14 protein-coding genes and 1 pseudogene are annotated in these 16,996 nt (G+C 32.6%); 9 read left to right on the top strand and 6 right to left on the bottom strand.

Annotated elements, in window-relative coordinates:
- The first annotated feature begins 637 nt into the window (after positions 1-637).
- Entirely contained in the window at positions 638-1,000 is a 363-nt protein-coding gene (locus AAGD26_RS02305) for a hypothetical protein (protein WP_341752065.1), read from the top strand.
- 23 nt (positions 1,001-1,023) lie between these two features.
- A complete protein-coding gene (locus AAGD26_RS02300; protein WP_341752064.1) occupies positions 1,024-1,317 on the top strand; it encodes a hypothetical protein in 294 nt (97 codons plus the stop codon).
- 638 nt (positions 1,318-1,955) lie between these two features.
- On the opposite strand, the gene AAGD26_RS02295 is transcribed toward AAGD26_RS02300, so the two are convergent.
- From AAGD26_RS02295 to AAGD26_RS02280, 4 genes are all read right to left on the bottom strand, one after another.
- A complete protein-coding gene (locus tag AAGD26_RS02295; RefSeq protein ID WP_341752063.1) occupies positions 1,956-2,183 on the bottom strand; it encodes a hypothetical protein in 228 nt (75 codons plus the stop codon).
- A gap of 206 nt (positions 2,184-2,389) precedes the next feature.
- A complete protein-coding gene (locus tag AAGD26_RS02290) occupies positions 2,390-2,632 on the bottom strand; it encodes an exodeoxyribonuclease VII small subunit (RefSeq protein ID WP_410520632.1) in 243 nt (80 codons plus the stop codon).
- A 7-nt stretch (positions 2,633-2,639) separates the two neighbouring features.
- Entirely contained in the window at positions 2,640-3,830 is a 1,191-nt protein-coding gene (locus AAGD26_RS02285; protein WP_341752062.1) for an acyl-CoA desaturase, read from the bottom strand.
- A 78-nt stretch (positions 3,831-3,908) separates the two neighbouring features.
- Positions 3,909-4,361, bottom strand: coding sequence for a hypothetical protein (locus tag AAGD26_RS02280; RefSeq protein WP_341752061.1), 453 nt, complete (start codon positions 4,359-4,361; stop codon positions 3,909-3,911).
- A gap of 507 nt (positions 4,362-4,868) precedes the next feature.
- On the opposite strand from AAGD26_RS02280, the gene AAGD26_RS02275 reads away from it, so the two are divergent.
- The 5 genes from AAGD26_RS02275 (at position 4,869) to AAGD26_RS02255 (ending at position 9,196) form a co-directional block, all read left to right on the top strand.
- Positions 4,869-5,327 carry a division/cell wall cluster transcriptional repressor MraZ gene (locus AAGD26_RS02275; RefSeq protein ID WP_341752060.1) on the top strand — a complete coding sequence of 153 codons (459 nt, stop codon included), beginning with the start codon at positions 4,869-4,871 and terminating at the stop codon, positions 5,325-5,327.
- Complete coding sequence (gene rsmH / locus AAGD26_RS02270; protein ID WP_341752059.1) at positions 5,324-6,277, top strand: 16S rRNA (cytosine(1402)-N(4))-methyltransferase RsmH; 954 nt, start codon at positions 5,324-5,326, stop codon at positions 6,275-6,277. Before AAGD26_RS02275 ends, rsmH begins: the two co-directional genes overlap by 4 nt.
- A complete protein-coding gene (locus tag AAGD26_RS02265) occupies positions 6,267-6,674 on the top strand; it encodes a hypothetical protein (protein WP_341752058.1) in 408 nt (135 codons plus the stop codon). Before rsmH ends, AAGD26_RS02265 begins: the two co-directional genes overlap by 11 nt.
- Before the next feature lie 183 nt (positions 6,675-6,857).
- Complete coding sequence (locus AAGD26_RS02260; RefSeq protein ID WP_375332380.1) at positions 6,858-8,531, top strand: peptidoglycan D,D-transpeptidase FtsI family protein; 1,674 nt, start codon at positions 6,858-6,860, stop codon at positions 8,529-8,531.
- A gap of 116 nt (positions 8,532-8,647) precedes the next feature.
- Positions 8,648-9,196: a DUF4410 domain-containing protein gene (locus AAGD26_RS02255; protein WP_341752057.1), complete on the top strand. Its 549-nt coding sequence runs from the start codon at positions 8,648-8,650 to the stop codon at positions 9,194-9,196.
- Between the two features lie 109 nt (positions 9,197-9,305).
- Here the strand turns inward: AAGD26_RS02255 and polA are convergent, their stop codons facing one another.
- Together polA and AAGD26_RS02245 are read right to left on the bottom strand one after the other, a co-directional pair.
- Positions 9,306-11,951 (bottom strand): DNA polymerase I, encoded by a 2,646-nt coding sequence (gene polA, locus AAGD26_RS02250; RefSeq protein WP_341752056.1) that lies wholly within the window; start codon positions 11,949-11,951, stop codon positions 9,306-9,308.
- 246 nt (positions 11,952-12,197) lie between these two features.
- Positions 12,198-13,469, bottom strand: coding sequence for an MFS transporter (locus AAGD26_RS02245; RefSeq protein ID WP_341752055.1), 1,272 nt, complete (start codon positions 13,467-13,469; stop codon positions 12,198-12,200).
- 100 nt (positions 13,470-13,569) lie between these two features.
- Between AAGD26_RS02245 and AAGD26_RS02240 the strand changes: the two genes are divergently transcribed.
- Both AAGD26_RS02240 and AAGD26_RS02235 read left to right on the top strand, forming a co-directional pair.
- The gene (locus AAGD26_RS02240; protein ID WP_341752054.1) at positions 13,570-13,986 is read left to right on the top strand and encodes a DedA family protein; all 417 of its coding nucleotides are present in this window, start codon (positions 13,570-13,572) and stop codon (positions 13,984-13,986) included.
- A 12-nt stretch (positions 13,987-13,998) separates the two neighbouring features.
- Positions 13,999-16,770, top strand: a pseudogene (locus AAGD26_RS02235) (PD-(D/E)XK nuclease family protein); the annotation flags it as partial.
- Between the last annotated feature and the right edge of the window lie 226 nt (positions 16,771-16,996).

The following is a 16,996-nucleotide window of genomic DNA, read 5'->3' as shown; positions in this document are numbered from 1 at the left end:
AAATTTTTTTATTAAAAACACTTTGCATATTATAATATCTATTGTATTATATAAAAATACACATCTCTAAAACTAAAGAGAATTCCTATGTACCCATAAAATTAGACCAAGAGAATGTTATATCCAAGAACTAGTAGGATAAAATAACAATAGACCTCCTTCGAAACTCTACTTCTGCTGGTGATTTGGACAATGATGCGGCACTCGAATCCGTAACGGAATTAGGAGTACGCTGCGGTTCGAGGTGAAGCGTCTCCTTCAAATCCCTTGTGCATAAGCGAGTTTCGAAAGAGGTCTATTACTAAGTAATAAACAATCAAAAAAGTATACTTGAATATGCTCTTCTGCTTTGAAGAATTGGTTCTTGCAAATACTATCGGGTAATTCACGTACTGCTTACGTTCGTTCACCCCTTGTTTGTTGTCTCCATTCTCCAAAGCATTTGAGTATACCTGATGAATTTCAAGAGTTGGCTAGGCGTACGAGTGGCAAAGCGAACGGAGCGTAGTCAAACCGTTGTTCCTAGGCGAAGTCCCATCGTGCCACAACGCCAACACTTGAAAGGCGAAGGGTATATACCAATCGAGTATTCGAATGTATAGCTTATCTCGTGGAAGGCAATAAAAGGAGGAATGAAATGATTCAACTATTAGCAATTTCTTCAAGTATTTTAATCATTATTGAAATGCTATTGATAGTAATTCGTATTAAGTGGTTATATAGTATTAGGCTGGCATGTACCAATATTTGGCTTATGAGTCAGGATTTCTCAAATAGTTTCATTACAGCCAAAGAAGAAGTAATTTTGTTACATAAAGAATTAAAAGAGATAACCACTCTAACTACCAAGAAAGAACAGCATATTTTGCACATGACCATTCATTTAGATGAAGTAGAAATGGGCGTAAAAATGTTACTTGATGAGTTTAGGAGAATTAGCATACCCAAAGAGAATAGTGCATTACAGAAGATACTGGAAAAAACAGTCTTGCACAAATAAGATGAAGGCAATATTATATTAAGATGCAGATTACAGCAAATTATCTATATCAAACTGAATCAGAAACTTTGAAGAGATATCAACAAAGGTTAGAAGATTTAGTACTAATACTTAACAATGAAAAAGAGAAATTACATCATAGCATTGATGGTATAGATAAAGATAGTATAGAAAAACACATTAAATTTTTACAAGATGAAATAGATGAGTTTGATACAAAATTGGGTGAAGTAATAGGTGGATTAGTAGAAGTAGAAGATAAGGTAAAGATATTAGAGACTGTACCTTTATTAGACTTGCTGCATAAGTCAATCTAGTTGGTGATTTTGTCGTCGAAACTCGCCTCCGATCCTCACGTACGTCTGTGTACGCGAAGGTAGCCGGCTTCGTTTCTCCTAAAAATCCCTCAACTATCTTTGATTTATGCAGCAAGTCTATTGATAACTACCCCAATTCAGGATAAGAATTAGTTAATTCTTATCCCGAATTCGCATGTAACTAGTATACTCGAATGATTTGAAGAACGGGAACAACAATAGACACGGGGTGATTGAACGTAGTATATACTCAGGTAGAACTTCAAGAATTGGCGTTCCCGCGACCAAAGATCGAAGCTGCCTAGTTACTCATGTACGCTACGCTGCTCGACTTTGCTACTGCCTAGCTCTTCTTGAAGTTATACTATCGTCTACCAACTCTTCATTTACGAGCAGTATATGGACGGAGTCCATGCCATCATTGCGGAAAAGACCATAAGCCGACTAAGTAATCCAAAAAAGTAACCATAAGTGAATTGCTTCGTTGGCTTACGCCTGCTCGCAATGACAGAGCTTATAAGCCCACAATTTTAAACTGCCCATTATGACTTCTAAAACCGTTTCCTCTTCTAACTTTCGACAGCTATAGTTCTCGTAGGTAGCCACGTACTAAATGTCACACTGACTGAACAAAAAGGTTAGGTTGGTTGCACAAAGTGTAACTTAAACAATTTTATGATTAAGAAATCAAAAAATTGCTTAGAACGACTATAAGCTTGTTTAATTGATCTTATACCTAACTGTAGTACAGAATAACTCCTACATCCTAGCATTTTCTTCATTTTTATCGGTTGCTCTTGCTCTCCAATTGCTCCTATTTTTATTGCCATTGCATAATAGAGTATCACAGATTTTTTTGTGTTCAATCTAAAATACTCTATTTACTAGCTCTTTCAACCATACCATCTCTTTTGTCCAGTAGTGTGACTATATGTACGCTCCGCTCTCTCCTCGACTTGCTAATTCCCGCTACTATCATGATTTTGATTCTATCAACTCTTCATTTACAAGCAGTATATATAGGCTTCGCTCCATCGTTCCTGCTATCCAATTCTCCTGAATTGACTATAAATTAGGACTCTACCTTTTCTATAGTAATGGTTGAATCTGGCAGCTTAGTGATTTTTTCAATCTTTAAGCGAGCGGCTTGTAGTTTCTTTTCACAGTGATCTTTTAGTAAGACCCCTCTTTCAAAACTATTAATTGATGAATCTAAACTTTCTTCTCCCGTATCAATTTTTTTTACAATTTCTTTTAGTTCAGCTAAGGCAGCTTCAAAGCTCATATTCTCAATAGATGTTAAGTCTGACATCATGACCTCCCTAGTTCCTAACATATTTCCTATCTAGTTCGCTATATAACCTATAAATTGCTATTTCACGATCTTTAATCTTTTTACTAGCAATTTTTAGTAATCTTTCTGATGACTTTTCAGTTAATTGGATTGATGAATGTAGCTGTTCAGCAAGCTTCTTCAGTGATTCCTGAATTTCTATAAAAGATTTTTGTAACTGCACTTTAACCGATATAGAAGAATTTTCAATCTCATTAAGTTTTACATACACACGTTCTACTAGTTGATTAATTTTATCTTGCAGTAAACTTAATTGTTGTTTTCTGCCCTCTATTAGGTATTTACTAGTCTCATTTACTTTTGCTTGTATTCTAACTTCAGGTGTAACTTCTAAATTCCAAGCTAGCCCTAATTTACTCATCAGGTATATTATCCATTTATGGACATCAAAATGATACCACTTAGCACCATTACGATAATCTGATGGGAATGCATGATGGAAATTATGCCAATTTTCACCTAATAAGAATAAAGCCATCCACCAAATATCTCCGGCAGTACCTTTGTAATATTTCTTACTACCAACGAAATGACATAGAGAATTAACGCAAAAAGTTGCATGTTGTTGCAGTGCTCTACCAATACCAATAAACAAGAAACCAGCATAGGCAGAGATAATAGTACCACCTATTAAGTAACCTATTAATGCTGGAAATACAATATTCATAAACGCAGCAATTTGCCAATAATATTTTAATTGCCATCTTAGCAATTTGTTTCTACCAAGTTTAACCATAGTAATTCGGTCAATGGACTTATAGCTTCCATCAATGATCATCCACCCAATATGTGACCATAAAAATCCTAAAATTCTATTATCAAACTTCAATGGGCTATGCGGATCTTGATCTTTATCAGTATAAGCATGGTGTTTGAAATGATTAGATGCCCAGGACAATACTGGTCCTTGTAACGTACCCGCTGACATCATAACAAGAATAAATTCCACCATCTTATTTGTTTTAAAGGCATGATGTGACCACAGCCGATGCAACCCAACACCAACAGCAATATTAGAACCATAATAGCCAGCTATAAACAAACTTATCTCAAATACACCTATTTTATGGCTAGCATAGTATTTTATACCCAAATATGAAAGTATAATAGGGTATATAACTAGCACAAAGAAAATAGACCAAACGATTCTTTTTAGCATATATCTAATTTTTAATTAAATAATAATTTCTGAACATTATTATAGCATATTATATTGTAATATACAATAATTGTTGTGTTACATTTTACGTTTCCATAATTTGTTAAACATCCGTTGTCCGAAATAGAAACTAATAATACCGGCAAAAATAGCCTGATCGTCTATATTCCATAAAACATCAAGATATTCTACAAGGATCGCCGTACTCTGTATGGTTCTATATTGTACATATTTGATGTAGGCATACATAATAAAAAAACTATAGGCAAGGACGGGGCGAACTGACCCATTCAACGCGTCAACCCAATTAACGCCTGATTTATATGTTGAATATAAAGTATTCTTTTCAGCAATGTCTTTTGAAGCATCAAGCTCTGTCAGTAGCTTTGTATGTCCTAGTTTATTGATTTCAATTTGTCGATCTAAAAGATTAAGTGCATGTTTTTTATCATTTTGATCCTTTAGAATTTTTAAAATCTCCGGAATAATTGAGCTAATAAAGCCCGTTATTGAAGCAAGTAGTGTAATCATAAAATGCTCATTAAGTTTTAGTATAATATAATTATAGTAAAGTTTTTCTCTGCACTAATACTCGTCATCCACTTTTTTTAAATATTTTTTTATTAATTCTTTGAATCACATATATATACTCGGTGAACTTCAAGAATTGGCGTTGTCGTGTCTAAAGATCGAAGCTGCTCACGTACTAATGTACGCTCCGCTGCTCGACTTTGACACTCCTAGCTCTTCTTGAAGTTATACTATCGTCTACCAACTCTTCATTTACGAGCAGTATACGTCAAATAAGTCACAATAGATAAAAATTTGTAATTTGTTTATCAACTGTTTAAAACCTTCTTGACTCTATAATTATAGTACAATATCCTAAAAATTCCATATAATCCCAAATTATCCCAATTATAACCAAAAATTAGTTATAACTTAATTATGGGATAATATTTAAGCAATTTTGCTGTCATCTCAGTGTAGGCTGGGATCTGATACCCCATGTGGTAATTATTGAAAGGTAAAGGGTAAATGAATATTTTTTTGTCAAAATATATAAATAATCTTGATAAGAAAGGTAGGGTTTCAGTGCCAGCTAGCTATAGAGTCGCTTTGTCTGGTCAGTCGTTTAACGGAGTCATTGTCTATCCGTCTTTTAGAAATAAGTGCATTGAAGGCTGTAGTTTGAAGAGGCTTGAGGAGCTAAGTCAAATAATCCAAACCTTAGATCCCTATTCTGAGGAGCGAGATGCTTTCGAAACGATCATTCTTGGTGAAGCTATCCAGCTTAGTTTTGATAGTGAGGGAAGGGTGATTCTACCTAAATCTTTAATAGATCACGCTGGTATATCAGATCAAGCTTGCTTTGTAGGGAAGGGATTGGTCTTTGAAATTTGGCAGCCACAAAATTTTGAAACGTATCTTTCTTCAGCTCGGCAAATTGCCCAAGATAACCGTTTAACTCTTAAGAATATCAATAAGGATATATGATACAAGAATCCGCATCATCTCATACAGCTGTTCTGTTAAATGAAGTTAAGGAAGTCTTGTGTCCTAAAGATGGGGGGAATTATCTGGACTGTACTTTTGGTTTTGGTGGTTATAGTCGGATGATACTTGATTGTTGTAATTGTCAATTAGTGGCAATTGATCGTGATCCAAATGTTATAACCTACGCCAATCAATTGATAAATGATTATCCTGGTAAAGTGAGATTTATTCAGACAGGTTTTGCTGAAAGCTTTTCAAAATTAGGTTCGTTGAAATTTGATGGGATAGTTATGGATTTAGGGGTTTCTTCTATGCAACTTGATTCTGGAGATAGAGGGTTTTCTTTTACTCATGATGGACCACTTGATATGAGAATGAGTGGAATAGGGGAGAGTGCTGCAGATTTTATAAATAAGGCTGATGAACAAGAAATAGCTGATGTGATTTATAAATATGGTGATGAATCTTATTCTCGAAGAATTGCCAAAAAAATTATAGAACATAGGCGGTTAGAGCCTATTACCAATACAGCAAGATTTGCTCATATTGTTCGTAGTAGTATAGGTTTTCGCAAAGGTAAAATTGATACCGCTACTAAGACTTTTCAAGCAATTCGTATTTACATCAATGATGAATTGGGGCAATTAGAAAGGTTTCTAAGTAATAGCAAGAATATTTTAGCGCCAAATGGTCGCCTAGTAATTGTCTCATTTCATTCATTAGAAGATCGAATTGTTAAGAATTTTTTTAAAGCAAATTCTGCTAAATTAGTTGCTAGGTCTAAATATGCAGCAAAAATTCTAGTTGAAGAAAATTCTAAGGAGTGGCTTAAAATTCTTACAAAAAAACCATTATGTCCATCGTCTAGGGAAGTTGCACTTAATCCAAGAGCAAGATCTGCAAAATTAAGGGCTGGACAAAAAATAGATGGTACTACATATGGTAGTTAGAATATTTAGTTGTATAACAGTATGCACTATAATTTTTTCTATTTATGGGTTATTTAGAGTTAAAGATCAGGTTATTGCCTTGCATTATCAGCTTGGTGAGGTTTCAAAACAATTGACTGATGAGAGTGATAGAATTCACGTGTTAAAAGTCGAACAATCATACCTTACTTCTCCTGCTAGACTAAGAAAATTAGCATCACTTTATTTACAATTAGATACTGTTAAAGTTAAGCAAATGATTAGTGATCCTTTGCTACCTGAGAGTAAGAAATATGCAAAGTCTAACGAGGTAGGTGGTTCATATTTTAGTAAAACCAATGTTAAGTGGCGTTATAAAACAATTGCTAATAAATACATAAAAACCGTTTCAACTAGAAAATCAGAGTATATTCGATGAAAATCAACATTAGTATAGTACTTACATGGCAAAAAAGATGTTATCTTGTTTCGGTGCGGAATCTGAAAAAGTACCTTGCAAGACTATTCAGTATTATATATCCGCTACTTTTGCAGAATGACATACTAGTAAGCAATTAGCAGCAGTATGTAGATGGATAATAATATATTTTTATTAGCATTTATAAAAAATATTCTAACTAAAATGAAAAGAAATTTTAGTAGTATTATTTTATGGGATGTAGGTGCTAACAATACCAAAATCAGATTATTAATAGTTAGCTGTTGTTTTGCTATATTTTTTTGTGGTTTATTATATCGCTTAATAATTGTTGCGACCAATGGCTATGTTAAGCTAGAATACCAAGTAAAAAATAGTGACTTTAGGAAAGAGATAGTAGATCGTAATGGTAACTTATTAGCAGTCAATTTACCTTCCTCCTCATTGTTTGCTAATCCACAGAAAGTAATTAATCCTTCGCAATGTTTAGAAAGATTATCCAATATCTTGCCTGAGATTGATAAAATGAAGTTACTTGCAGAGTTACAAAGTAACAAAAGTTTTGTATGGATCAAAAGGGATTTATTGCCAAAAGAGCAAGAAGCGATATCAAATTTGGGAATGCCAGGTTTTAGTTTTGAACAAGAACAAAAAAGAATCTATACTTTTTCCAATTTATTATCACATATTATAGGATATGTGGGTAGGGATTTGGTTGGTCTTGCTGGATTAGAAAAAACCTATGATAAGTTTCTAACTAATTCTGACTTTATACAGCCGGATCAACTTAAAAAACCTCTTGAACTATCTATAGACGTAAGATTACAAAATATTCTAAGTGAAGAAATAGATAGGACGTTAAAGGAGTTTAGTGCAATAGGAGCAGTAGGAATAATTGTCAACCCTAATAATGGTGAGATTTTAGCTATTGTTAGTAAGCCGGATTTTAACCCACATTATCCGAGTAGAGCAAAGCCAGAAGAGCTATTTAATATGGCAAGTCTTGGTATCTATGAGATGGGGTCTGTATTTAAAACTTTGACTATGGCCGTAGCTTTTGATACTGATGCTATAGCAATGAATGATGCTTATGATATTAGCTATATGAAGGTAGGGGGGTTTAATATCAAAGATTATCATCCAAGGCAAGGGTGGCACAGTGTTCCAGAAATTTTCTTGCATTCGTCGAATATTGGTGTTAGTCAAATTATGCTTGAAGTTGGAAAGAATGATTTTAAAAATTATTTAAAGAAATTAGGTTTACTAGATCAGCTTAAAATTGAGTTACCAGAGAGAGGTACTCCTTTGTTTCCATCTGACAAGAGGTGGAGTGATCTTACTACTGCTGTCATGGCCTATGGTTATGGCATTTCAATTAGCCCTTTACACTTTATGCAAGCAGTATTGCCAATAGTAAATGGAGGGATATTATATGATCTGACTTTAATCAAAAGGTGCGATGAGCGTCTTGTTGGCACGCGTGTTTTTAGTGAGAAAACCTCTAAACAAATGAGTGAGTTATTTCGTTTGGTGGTAAAAGAAGGGACAGGACGTAGAGCCGATGTTAAAGGATATCTTGTCGGTGGTAAAACTGGTACTGCTGAAAAATTAACTTCAGATGGGCATAGCAAGAAAAAATATCTTAAAAATAGCAGAATGTCATCATTTTTAGGTTTATTACCAGCCATTGATCCGCAATATATTATTTTTATAATGTTTGATGAACCAAAAGGAACAAAAGAATCCTTTGGCTTTGCTACTGCTGGCTGGACTGCAGCTCCTGCTGTTGGAAGAGTTCTTGAGCGAATGGTAGCACTATATGGAATAGAGCCAGTTGAAAAAGGAGAGGGGTTATAATATTTTTCCTACAATAGTATCAATTATCTAAACCATATTCCAACTGATGATATTTTTTCTTTGCTAAATATCTTTTGTTAATATATACTTTATATATTAAATTATATTGAGGAATTATGAAAAATATTATCTTTTTAATTTTAACAATAATTCTATCATCTTGTGGTAGTACATCAAGTATACGTAACGCACAACCATCAGAGAGTCGGGTGGATATTAGTAATTATGATTACATAATTATTAATGATTTTAAGGATGGTACTAGCAAATCTTCTAATAATCCACATGTTATATCAGAAGGTAAGAGATTTGCCGATATGATAGCAAGTTCAATTAAATCTAAAAAATTATTCGACAAAGTTCAACGGAATATTGACTCTACAGATAGGGCTATACTTATTGATGGGAAAATAACTAAGTATTCTGAGGGTAATGCTGTTATGCGTACACTAATTGGTTTTGGTGTTGGTATCTCTCACTTTAACGCAAAAATTAATATAAAAGATAACGAGACAAAAAAATTGTTAGGTAGCATAGATGCTAATAAAATGAGTTGGGCACTAGGAGGGGTAATCGCTGGTTCTCAAGATGTTAAATCACATATGAATTCTGTTGCTTCTAACATCGCTTGTGAGTGTGAAATTGCTAAGAAAAAGAAGAAATAAGGCAAAAAAATGGTAGCCTAGGATTAATCCTAGGCTACTTGACCTTCCATATTTCGTGTGTTTCCTTAGTCTTCTTCAAATTCAAAAGTTGTTTTAATAATTTGTGCAGTTAGTTGAGGATATATGTATTTAGCCAGTTATCTCCTACCTTGGTTTCAACAATAAGTGGAATGGCTAATTTAGGTGAGTTCTCCATAGTGGTTTTGATTAGGTGAGTAGCTACTTCTATTTCATCAATAGGAGACTCAAAAAGTAACTCATCATGGATTTGTAGAATTAGTTTGGTTCTTAATTTTAATTTCCACATCTTACGGTCAAGATCAATCATTGCCACTTTTATGATGTCTGAACTAGTTCCTTGAATTGGAGCGTTGATTGCTGCCCTTTCGGCAAATTGCTGTAGGGAGTGTTTCTTATCATGTATTAAGGGAACAAAACATTTCCGTCCGAATAGGTTTAGGACATAACCATGTTCTTTGGCGTAGTTTTTTGTATATTCCATATATCTCTGAATTTCTGGATATTCTTCGAAATATTTCTTTATATATTCAGCTGCTTGTGAAGAGCTAATATGTAGCTGTTTTGCTAGTCCAAAGCTACTGATACCATAAATAATACCAAAATTTATGGCTTTTGCTTTACGCCTATGTTCTAGTGTTAAATCTTTTTCAGTAATTTTAAATATATTACAAGCTGTTTTACTATGAATATCCTCACCATTGACAAAAGCTTGTTTTAAGGATGGTATATCTGCCATGGCGCTTAAGATTCGCAATTCAATTTGTGAGTAGTCAGCTGAAATTAATTTGTGCTTATCTTCTGCAATAAAAGCTTCTCTGATTTTATTGCCTTCTTTCGAGCGAATTGGTACATTCTGTAAGTTCGGATCTTGAGAACTAAGCCTACCAGTGCTAGTTGAAGTTTGTAAAAATGTGGTATGTACCCTATTAGTTATTGGATTTACTTGCAGGGGTAAGCTATCCGTATAAGTATTTTTTAATTTAGTTAAATGACGCCATTTTAATAATAAATCGGCAATAGCAAAACCACTCTCGCTAATTTTTTCAAGTATTTCTGCACTAGTAGAATAAGACTTAGCTTTCGATGACAATTTACCAAAGGGTAGTTGCATTTTCTCAAACAAAATTTCCCCCAGTTGCTTTGGCGAGGCAATGTTAAACTTTGTCCCAGTAATGGTAAAAACTTCCTGCTCTAATTTAGTAATTTCATTACCAAATTCACTTGATAGCTGTTTAAGATACTGTGAATCGATTTTAACTCCGGCTTTCTCCATTTTATCTATTATATAGCATAAAGGTAAATCAATTTCTTTGTATAGCGCTAAGGCATGATTATCCTTTAACTCTAATAATAGTTTTTGATAATCAGTACTGAAGTTGCTAACCACTTCTGCTACACTTTCCAAGCTATCCTTCTGTACTCCATCAAATGGATTTTTCTGAGGTTTGCCAGCAGATATCAGATATTGCATCAGTTCAAGATCCTCACATGAGTATACCTCACTATCGACAAAGAATTTTAATAATGATTTAAGTTTATAAGTGATCTTCTTAATAGATTTGTTTTTTAGCAATTGAAGAATATCAGCCATAAACCACTGATGCAGATAATTTTGGCAAGAATCATCAGAAAGTAAATCAGACATATCGCTAGGGGTTCTAGCTGTAAACTTAATGTTGTAGCACTTATCATCAATAGATAAAATTATAGAAAGATTTTGTCCTAGATGATCTGATAGATAAATACTGATGACACCATGCTCTTCAGCTTTAATCATCACAGAATCAAGCTGTTGTTTAGAAGATATCTCCTGAACTATGATTTGCTTAATAGGCAAGGATTCATTGGTAATTTGTATTTGAAATAAATTTTCCACCCTTTTCTTTAGAGATTTAAAACCATACTCTGCTAGAAAATCAGAGATTTGCTTACTATCAGGTGGAGTATATTGCAATACACTAAAGTCTAAATCGATATCAACATTATAATCTAAACCAACTAGTTGCCAGGAAATTAATGCTAGATCCTTTGAGGAATTAATAATTTCTCTCTGACGATCGTTACTGATTTGATCTAGTGAATTTAACAGCTCTGCTAATGAACCAAACTGTTTTATAAGTGTTGCAGCAGTTTTAGGACCAATGCTTGGAACACCTGGTATATTATCTGACTTATCCCCAATCAAAGCCATTACTTCCCTGAGCTTATTTGGTTCTACACCAAATTTTTCTATCACGTCATCTTCAGATATGTATTTTGCTTTTATAGGGTCATACATTTTAGTATGCGAATTAATTAACTGCATTAAATCCTTATCAGAAGAAATAATGATAGTATTCTGTTGTAATGCAGAGGCTTTATGGGCTAAAGTTGCGATTATATCATCTGCTTCATAACCGGCTCTCTCAATTATTGGGAAATTTAGGATACTTGCTGCTAGACGAATAAGTGGTAATTGAGCCTTTAAATCTTCCGGTATAGGTGGTCTATTTGCCTTATATTGCTCATAAATTTGGTGACGAAAATTCTTCCCCCCAGAATCAAAAACGACAATAGCATGTTCTGGTTTAAAATCATTCAATAGTTTTAACAACATTGAAGTAAAGCCATAAAGTGCCCCAACAGCTAAGCCATTCGGAGAAGTTAATGGTGGCTGAACATGGTATGCTCTGAAGACAAATCCGTAACCATCAATTAGTAATAAAGTATTTTTGTTAATTGTTTCGTTGGTCATTTTGTTATTAGGACAAATGGTTATGTTTATGTAGTATACAACAATTATAATGTACACTAAGCTTTATTAGTAATATTTTAAAAATAGACTTACTGCATAAGTCAATCTAGTTGGTGATTTTGTCGTCGAAACTCGCCTCCGCTCCTCACGTACGTCTGTGTACGCTGCGGTGCTCGGCTTCGTTTCTCCTAAAAATCCCTCAACTATCTTTGATTTATGCAGCAAGTCTAATATTACTATTTAAGCTTAAACAGTCTTTTCCACAGGTCTATAGATTGATATTTGAGTTTTTGACTTTTTGGACAAACAGTAAAAGCCGATGATTCCGACAAGGCAACAAATTGGAACTATAGAAATTGCCATAATAAAATCAAAGCGACTATAAATAGGTACAGATGATTCATTTACTAGACCATCCCAGTTGTAAGATATTAAATTACTCATAATTTTATGGAAGAAATGTCCGAATGACATATTAATGCAATTGACTATCGCAATAGCAAGTCCAGCAGATTTATCTGTAACAAGGTTACCTACAACAGTAAAAATTAGAACTTGATAACAACAAAAAACTCCTAATAAAAACATTAGAGTACTACTAATAAAGAAATTTAATGAAGGACAATATAATAGGATACTAAAAATTGCTATCGTTAGCAATCCAGTTATTATAATTATAAAATTAGATGATTTTGATAAATTAGCAATAAGTGCAAGTATTGGACCACCAAAACACATGCCTATATAAACGAATGAGGTAACCAAGTTACTTTCCATATCATTCATTTGATAAACTTGTTTGAAGAATGGAATAGCCCATACGTCAGCAAAACCTTCTAATGTTCCTACCATTAGACCACCACAAACTCCAATAAATAAAATAGTAGGGTTTAATAATAGTTTCAATATTGAAGATTCAGGATCGCTAGTATTAGAATTACTTCTTATATCATCAGTTTTTACTAATAAAATCATTAGTCCAATGATAAATCCAACTAGAGCTAGACTATTAAAAGTTACGTCATAACCAAAATGTGTAAATAATAGCTTCATTGGAGTAATGCCAAATACTGCTCCAAGTAAGCCAAAGGTAAAGGAGAAGCCAAGCATTAAGGAATGATATTTAGTTGGGAAAGAGCTTCTAGTAATCTTAGCTACTGATAAAAAACCTACAGCAGAACCAGCTCCAATCATAAATCTACCAATGAGTAAGTAATTAAAATCAGTGCTAGCAACAAAAGTTAGAGTACCAAGAGAGGTAACTAAGATAGATAAGAATGTGACAATCCTAAAATTAAATTTATCTAGCATTATACCAATTGGTAATTGCATTCCTGCATAACCTAGATAATAATATCCAGCAAACGTGCCAAATGCTATGGTATCAATGGCAAATTTTTGTATAATTTCTTCTCTAAGAATTCCAGTTGAGAGTCTTAATATAAATTGAAAAGCAAAAAACAGGGTGGCAAGAGACCATAGCAAAAGTGGTTTTTTTAAGGATAAAGCTTTATTCACAGGAAAATTTAAATTATAATTATGTTGTATTTTAAGGTAGCAAATTATAGTATCGATAATATTTTGTCAAACCTATTATTTTTATAAACCAGTTTGAATTATGGGTCAGTTTGAGGCATATTCGTTATTATTTATTGATAGTTTAGTAGGTAATTTAGTTGTAAGTTTAGATAGTGAATTAATCGTTCACTCTATGAGGATATTTGGTGTTTATAATAATTTAATAATAGTTACTGTCGCTACCATTGCTTCATTATTTGCTACTAGTATAAATTATTTCTTTGGTTTGATATTATTGAAAATTTTTTATTATTCTAAAAATGAACAGGTTCATACTAACCACCAATCATTTTCCCAATTTTTTTTAAAATATAACATATTTATACTTTGGTTTATGATAATACCGTTATGGGGCAAATTTATTCCTTTAATTGCCGGTTTTACTAAAACAAAATTTTTAAGAGTTTTAGCTATTAGTGGTGCTGTCAAGTTATGTTATTATATTTGTATGATATAATGAGGGAATTTAATGAACCTTTATAGAGTCAATCCGTCTTCATCGTTTTTGGATATAGTAGCTGATTTTATTCTAGATAATTTTGCTAAAGAATCTATTAGCAATCTTAAAATTATATTGCCGAGTGGCTTTGCTTGTTTAAATTTACAAAATATTTTGATTAAGAAGCAAAATATTGCGATTTTACCGAATATTATCCCTTTTTCCAATATTATGGCTGAAGGTGAGGAAATATTTGGTATTACATCAGAAAATCTAGAACCTATAACGCTAGAGCCTATAACGTTTTTGCAAGAGAGAATTATATTAGCAGAAATCATCCATAATTACCCTAAGCTACAATTCAGTATAACACAATCTTTACAGTTTTGTTCAACAATAGCAGAGTTATTTTATCAGCTAGATTGTAATGATTTATCAATAGATTCTGTAAATGAAATAGAAAAAATGAATCCATCAAAACATTGGAATGTTATTTATGAATTTCTTAAATATACTCATCAGCAATGGAGAAAACAGATAAAATTGTTAGGATTGCTAGATCGTGTAAATTATCAAATAACTATGATGGAAGCAGAGATAGCACGGTTGAAAAGAGCTGATACCAATTTAATAGTAGCGGGTATCATGGGTCACAATCTTATATCATGGAATTTCTTAAAGAATGTTGCTAATTCACCATGTGGTTTTATAATTTTACCGCCTATTAGTAATAGATCTCTATTAGAATATGATAATCCTGAAGAAGATTATTTATATAGCCTAAAAAAATTACTGACAATTCTAAATAAAGATTTATCAGATTTTCAGCCTTTAGGTCAGGAACAACAACATCATTCTATTCTAGATCAGATAATTTTTGAAGATAAAGATTTAACACTTGCTAAGCAGGAACATTTAAATATTGAAGGAAATAGGGATGACATTGGTCTAGTAAAATATTTTGAGCTTGAGGATATTTTTCAAGAAGCAGAACAAATAAGCCTGATCTGTAAACAGTATAGTGATAAGAAGATAGCTATTATTGTTAATAATCAAACAAGCAAAAGTTTTTACTGTAATTTTTTGACCAAATATTCTTTGGAATTCCAAGATTTACTAGGTGATAATTTAACAAAAACGCTAGTTAGTTCTCTAATAATTTCTGTTAGTGAAATATTATGTAATGATTTTGAGATAAAAAAGTTATTCTTACTATTAAAGAATCCTTTTATTAATTGTAAATTAGTAGCAAAATTAGAACTCTTAATGAGCGGCAAGAACCGTTTCATACGGCAGCCTAGTCAGATGCTGTCTTTGGTAGAAAAAACCAATGATGATGCATTAATAAATTGGTGTAAGAAACTAATAGACTTACTTTATACAAATAGTGGTAGTAGTTTTGTTAAAATATTAAAATCCTCGATTAAGATTGCCGAAAAACTTTATCCAAATATTTGGTATGAACAACCGGCTACTGAACTATCAATTTTTTTATCTAGCTTAATCAAAGATAATTGCGATCTAACATTAAGTAATAAAAAATGCTTTCCAGAGTTACTTAAATCTTTAATGTTTAGTTGTAAGTATTTTGCACATAATAATTATTCTAAAAATATAATTATTGGTAAAGCTGAAGATTTGATGTTACTTAAATTTGACTTAGTAATTTTATCTGACTTTAATCAAGGGAGCTTAGCTTCGTCATCAGCTGTGAATCAGTGGATTAATGAGCAGACGCTTAAAAAATTACATATTGTTACTGGCTCTACCATGGATCAATATTATTTCTATTTATTTTTGCATAATGCTCAAGTGATAATTACTAGAGCAAAAAGACAAGATAGTAAAGCTGGTTTGTTACCATCAAATTTATTATTAAAATTGCAATTTATTTTACAGAAAAGTTTGATTTCAGAAAATAACTTAGTGGATGTACCAAATAATGTTAATATGGTTGAGTCAATTATAACTAATCCTATTAATATTAGTTCCAATTTACAGGATGATTTAAAAATCGTAGGGGAAATAAACTCTAATCCTCATTGCAAGGAGGTCGTAGAATCGACAAAGCAATCCAAGAAAACTTATACTAATCTAGATTGCTTCTTTGCTGCTAAAACAGTTCCTCGCAATGATGGTATGGACGTTAATTTACTTAGTTACGTTAGTAGTCCAATTTTTCCTGAGATAATCTCAGTTACTGATATAGAAATGTTGGTACGGAATCCTTATAGTTTCTATGCTAAGAAGATTTTGAATTTGAGAAGCAAGGATATGATAGGGCAGGAGCCTAAAATATCTGAATTTGGTAGTTTTGTTCATAAGGTCTTAGAACAATACTCTAAAAATTATGATAAGTTAGAAAATAACAAAGTTGGATTAATATTGGAGATTAGTAATAATATTTTACAGAATACTATTCTGCCAGCCTATACACAAAAAATTTGGCAAATAAAATTTATTCCTATTGCTGAGTCTTTTATTGAGTTTGATGAAAAACGCAGAAGTGATTTCCAATATGTTTATTCAGAATGTAGAGGAGAAATTTTGTTAAATATTGGAGGGCAAGAATTAACAATAATTGGAGTTGCTGATAGAATTGAGGTAGATAAGCTTGGGGCAGCTGTCATTATCGATTATAAGACTGGTAGCTTACCGAGTAAAAAAGATGTAGAAGCTGGATTATCTCCGCAGTTAATCATTGAAGGCTTAATGTTACAGGAAGGTGGTTTTGCTATGAAAGTTCATAGCGTTAAACAGGTTACTTATGTAAAAATTTCTAGCTCGAAGCCAATAATCCAAACTTTGGAAATAGACTTAACGAAAGAAGACTTAGATCGTCATAAACAGGGGATGATGCGAGTACTAGAATATTATGTAACGAATAAAAACTTTCCATATGATATTGATTTACTAAAGTATGACGACTATGCACATTTGGCAAGGAGAGATTTATGAAGAAAATAGCTCGGCGTCATTGCAAGAAGCTACTTTTAGTAGTGACTAAGCAATCTAATTAATGTGGATT

The sequence above is a fragment of the Candidatus Tisiphia endosymbiont of Piscicola geometra genome (assembly GCF_964026415.1).
Lineage (GTDB): Bacteria > Pseudomonadota > Alphaproteobacteria > Rickettsiales > Rickettsiaceae > Tisiphia.
This window is presented reverse-complemented; position numbering and strand designations above follow the sequence as displayed.

What these genes read in the sequence shown, in the direction of transcription:
- AAGD26_RS02285 (WP_341752062.1), bottom strand. Translation starts at nt 3,830, where the DNA reads ATGCTAAAAAGAATCGTTTGGTCTATTTTCTTTGTGCTAGTTATATAC.
- rsmH (WP_341752059.1), top strand. Translation starts at nt 5,324, where the DNA reads ATGATACAAGAATCCGCATCATCTCATACAGCTGTTCTGTTAAATGAA.
- AAGD26_RS02305 (WP_341752065.1), top strand. Translation starts at nt 638, where the DNA reads ATGATTCAACTATTAGCAATTTCTTCAAGTATTTTAATCATTATTGAA.
- AAGD26_RS02275 (WP_341752060.1), top strand. Translation starts at nt 4,869, where the DNA reads ATGAATATTTTTTTGTCAAAATATATAAATAATCTTGATAAGAAAGGT.
- AAGD26_RS02290 (WP_410520632.1), bottom strand. Translation starts at nt 2,632, where the DNA reads ATGATGTCAGACTTAACATCTATTGAGAATATGAGCTTTGAAGCTGCC.
- AAGD26_RS02280 (WP_341752061.1), bottom strand. Translation starts at nt 4,361, where the DNA reads ATGATTACACTACTTGCTTCAATAACGGGCTTTATTAGCTCAATTATT.
- polA (WP_341752056.1), bottom strand. Translation starts at nt 11,951, where the DNA reads ATGACCAACGAAACAATTAACAAAAATACTTTATTACTAATTGATGGT.
- AAGD26_RS02255 (WP_341752057.1), top strand. Translation starts at nt 8,648, where the DNA reads ATGAAAAATATTATCTTTTTAATTTTAACAATAATTCTATCATCTTGT.
- AAGD26_RS02240 (WP_341752054.1), top strand. Translation starts at nt 13,570, where the DNA reads ATGGGTCAGTTTGAGGCATATTCGTTATTATTTATTGATAGTTTAGTA.
- AAGD26_RS02265 (WP_341752058.1), top strand. Translation starts at nt 6,267, where the DNA reads ATGGTAGTTAGAATATTTAGTTGTATAACAGTATGCACTATAATTTTT.
- AAGD26_RS02300 (WP_341752064.1), top strand. Translation starts at nt 1,024, where the DNA reads ATGCAGATTACAGCAAATTATCTATATCAAACTGAATCAGAAACTTTG.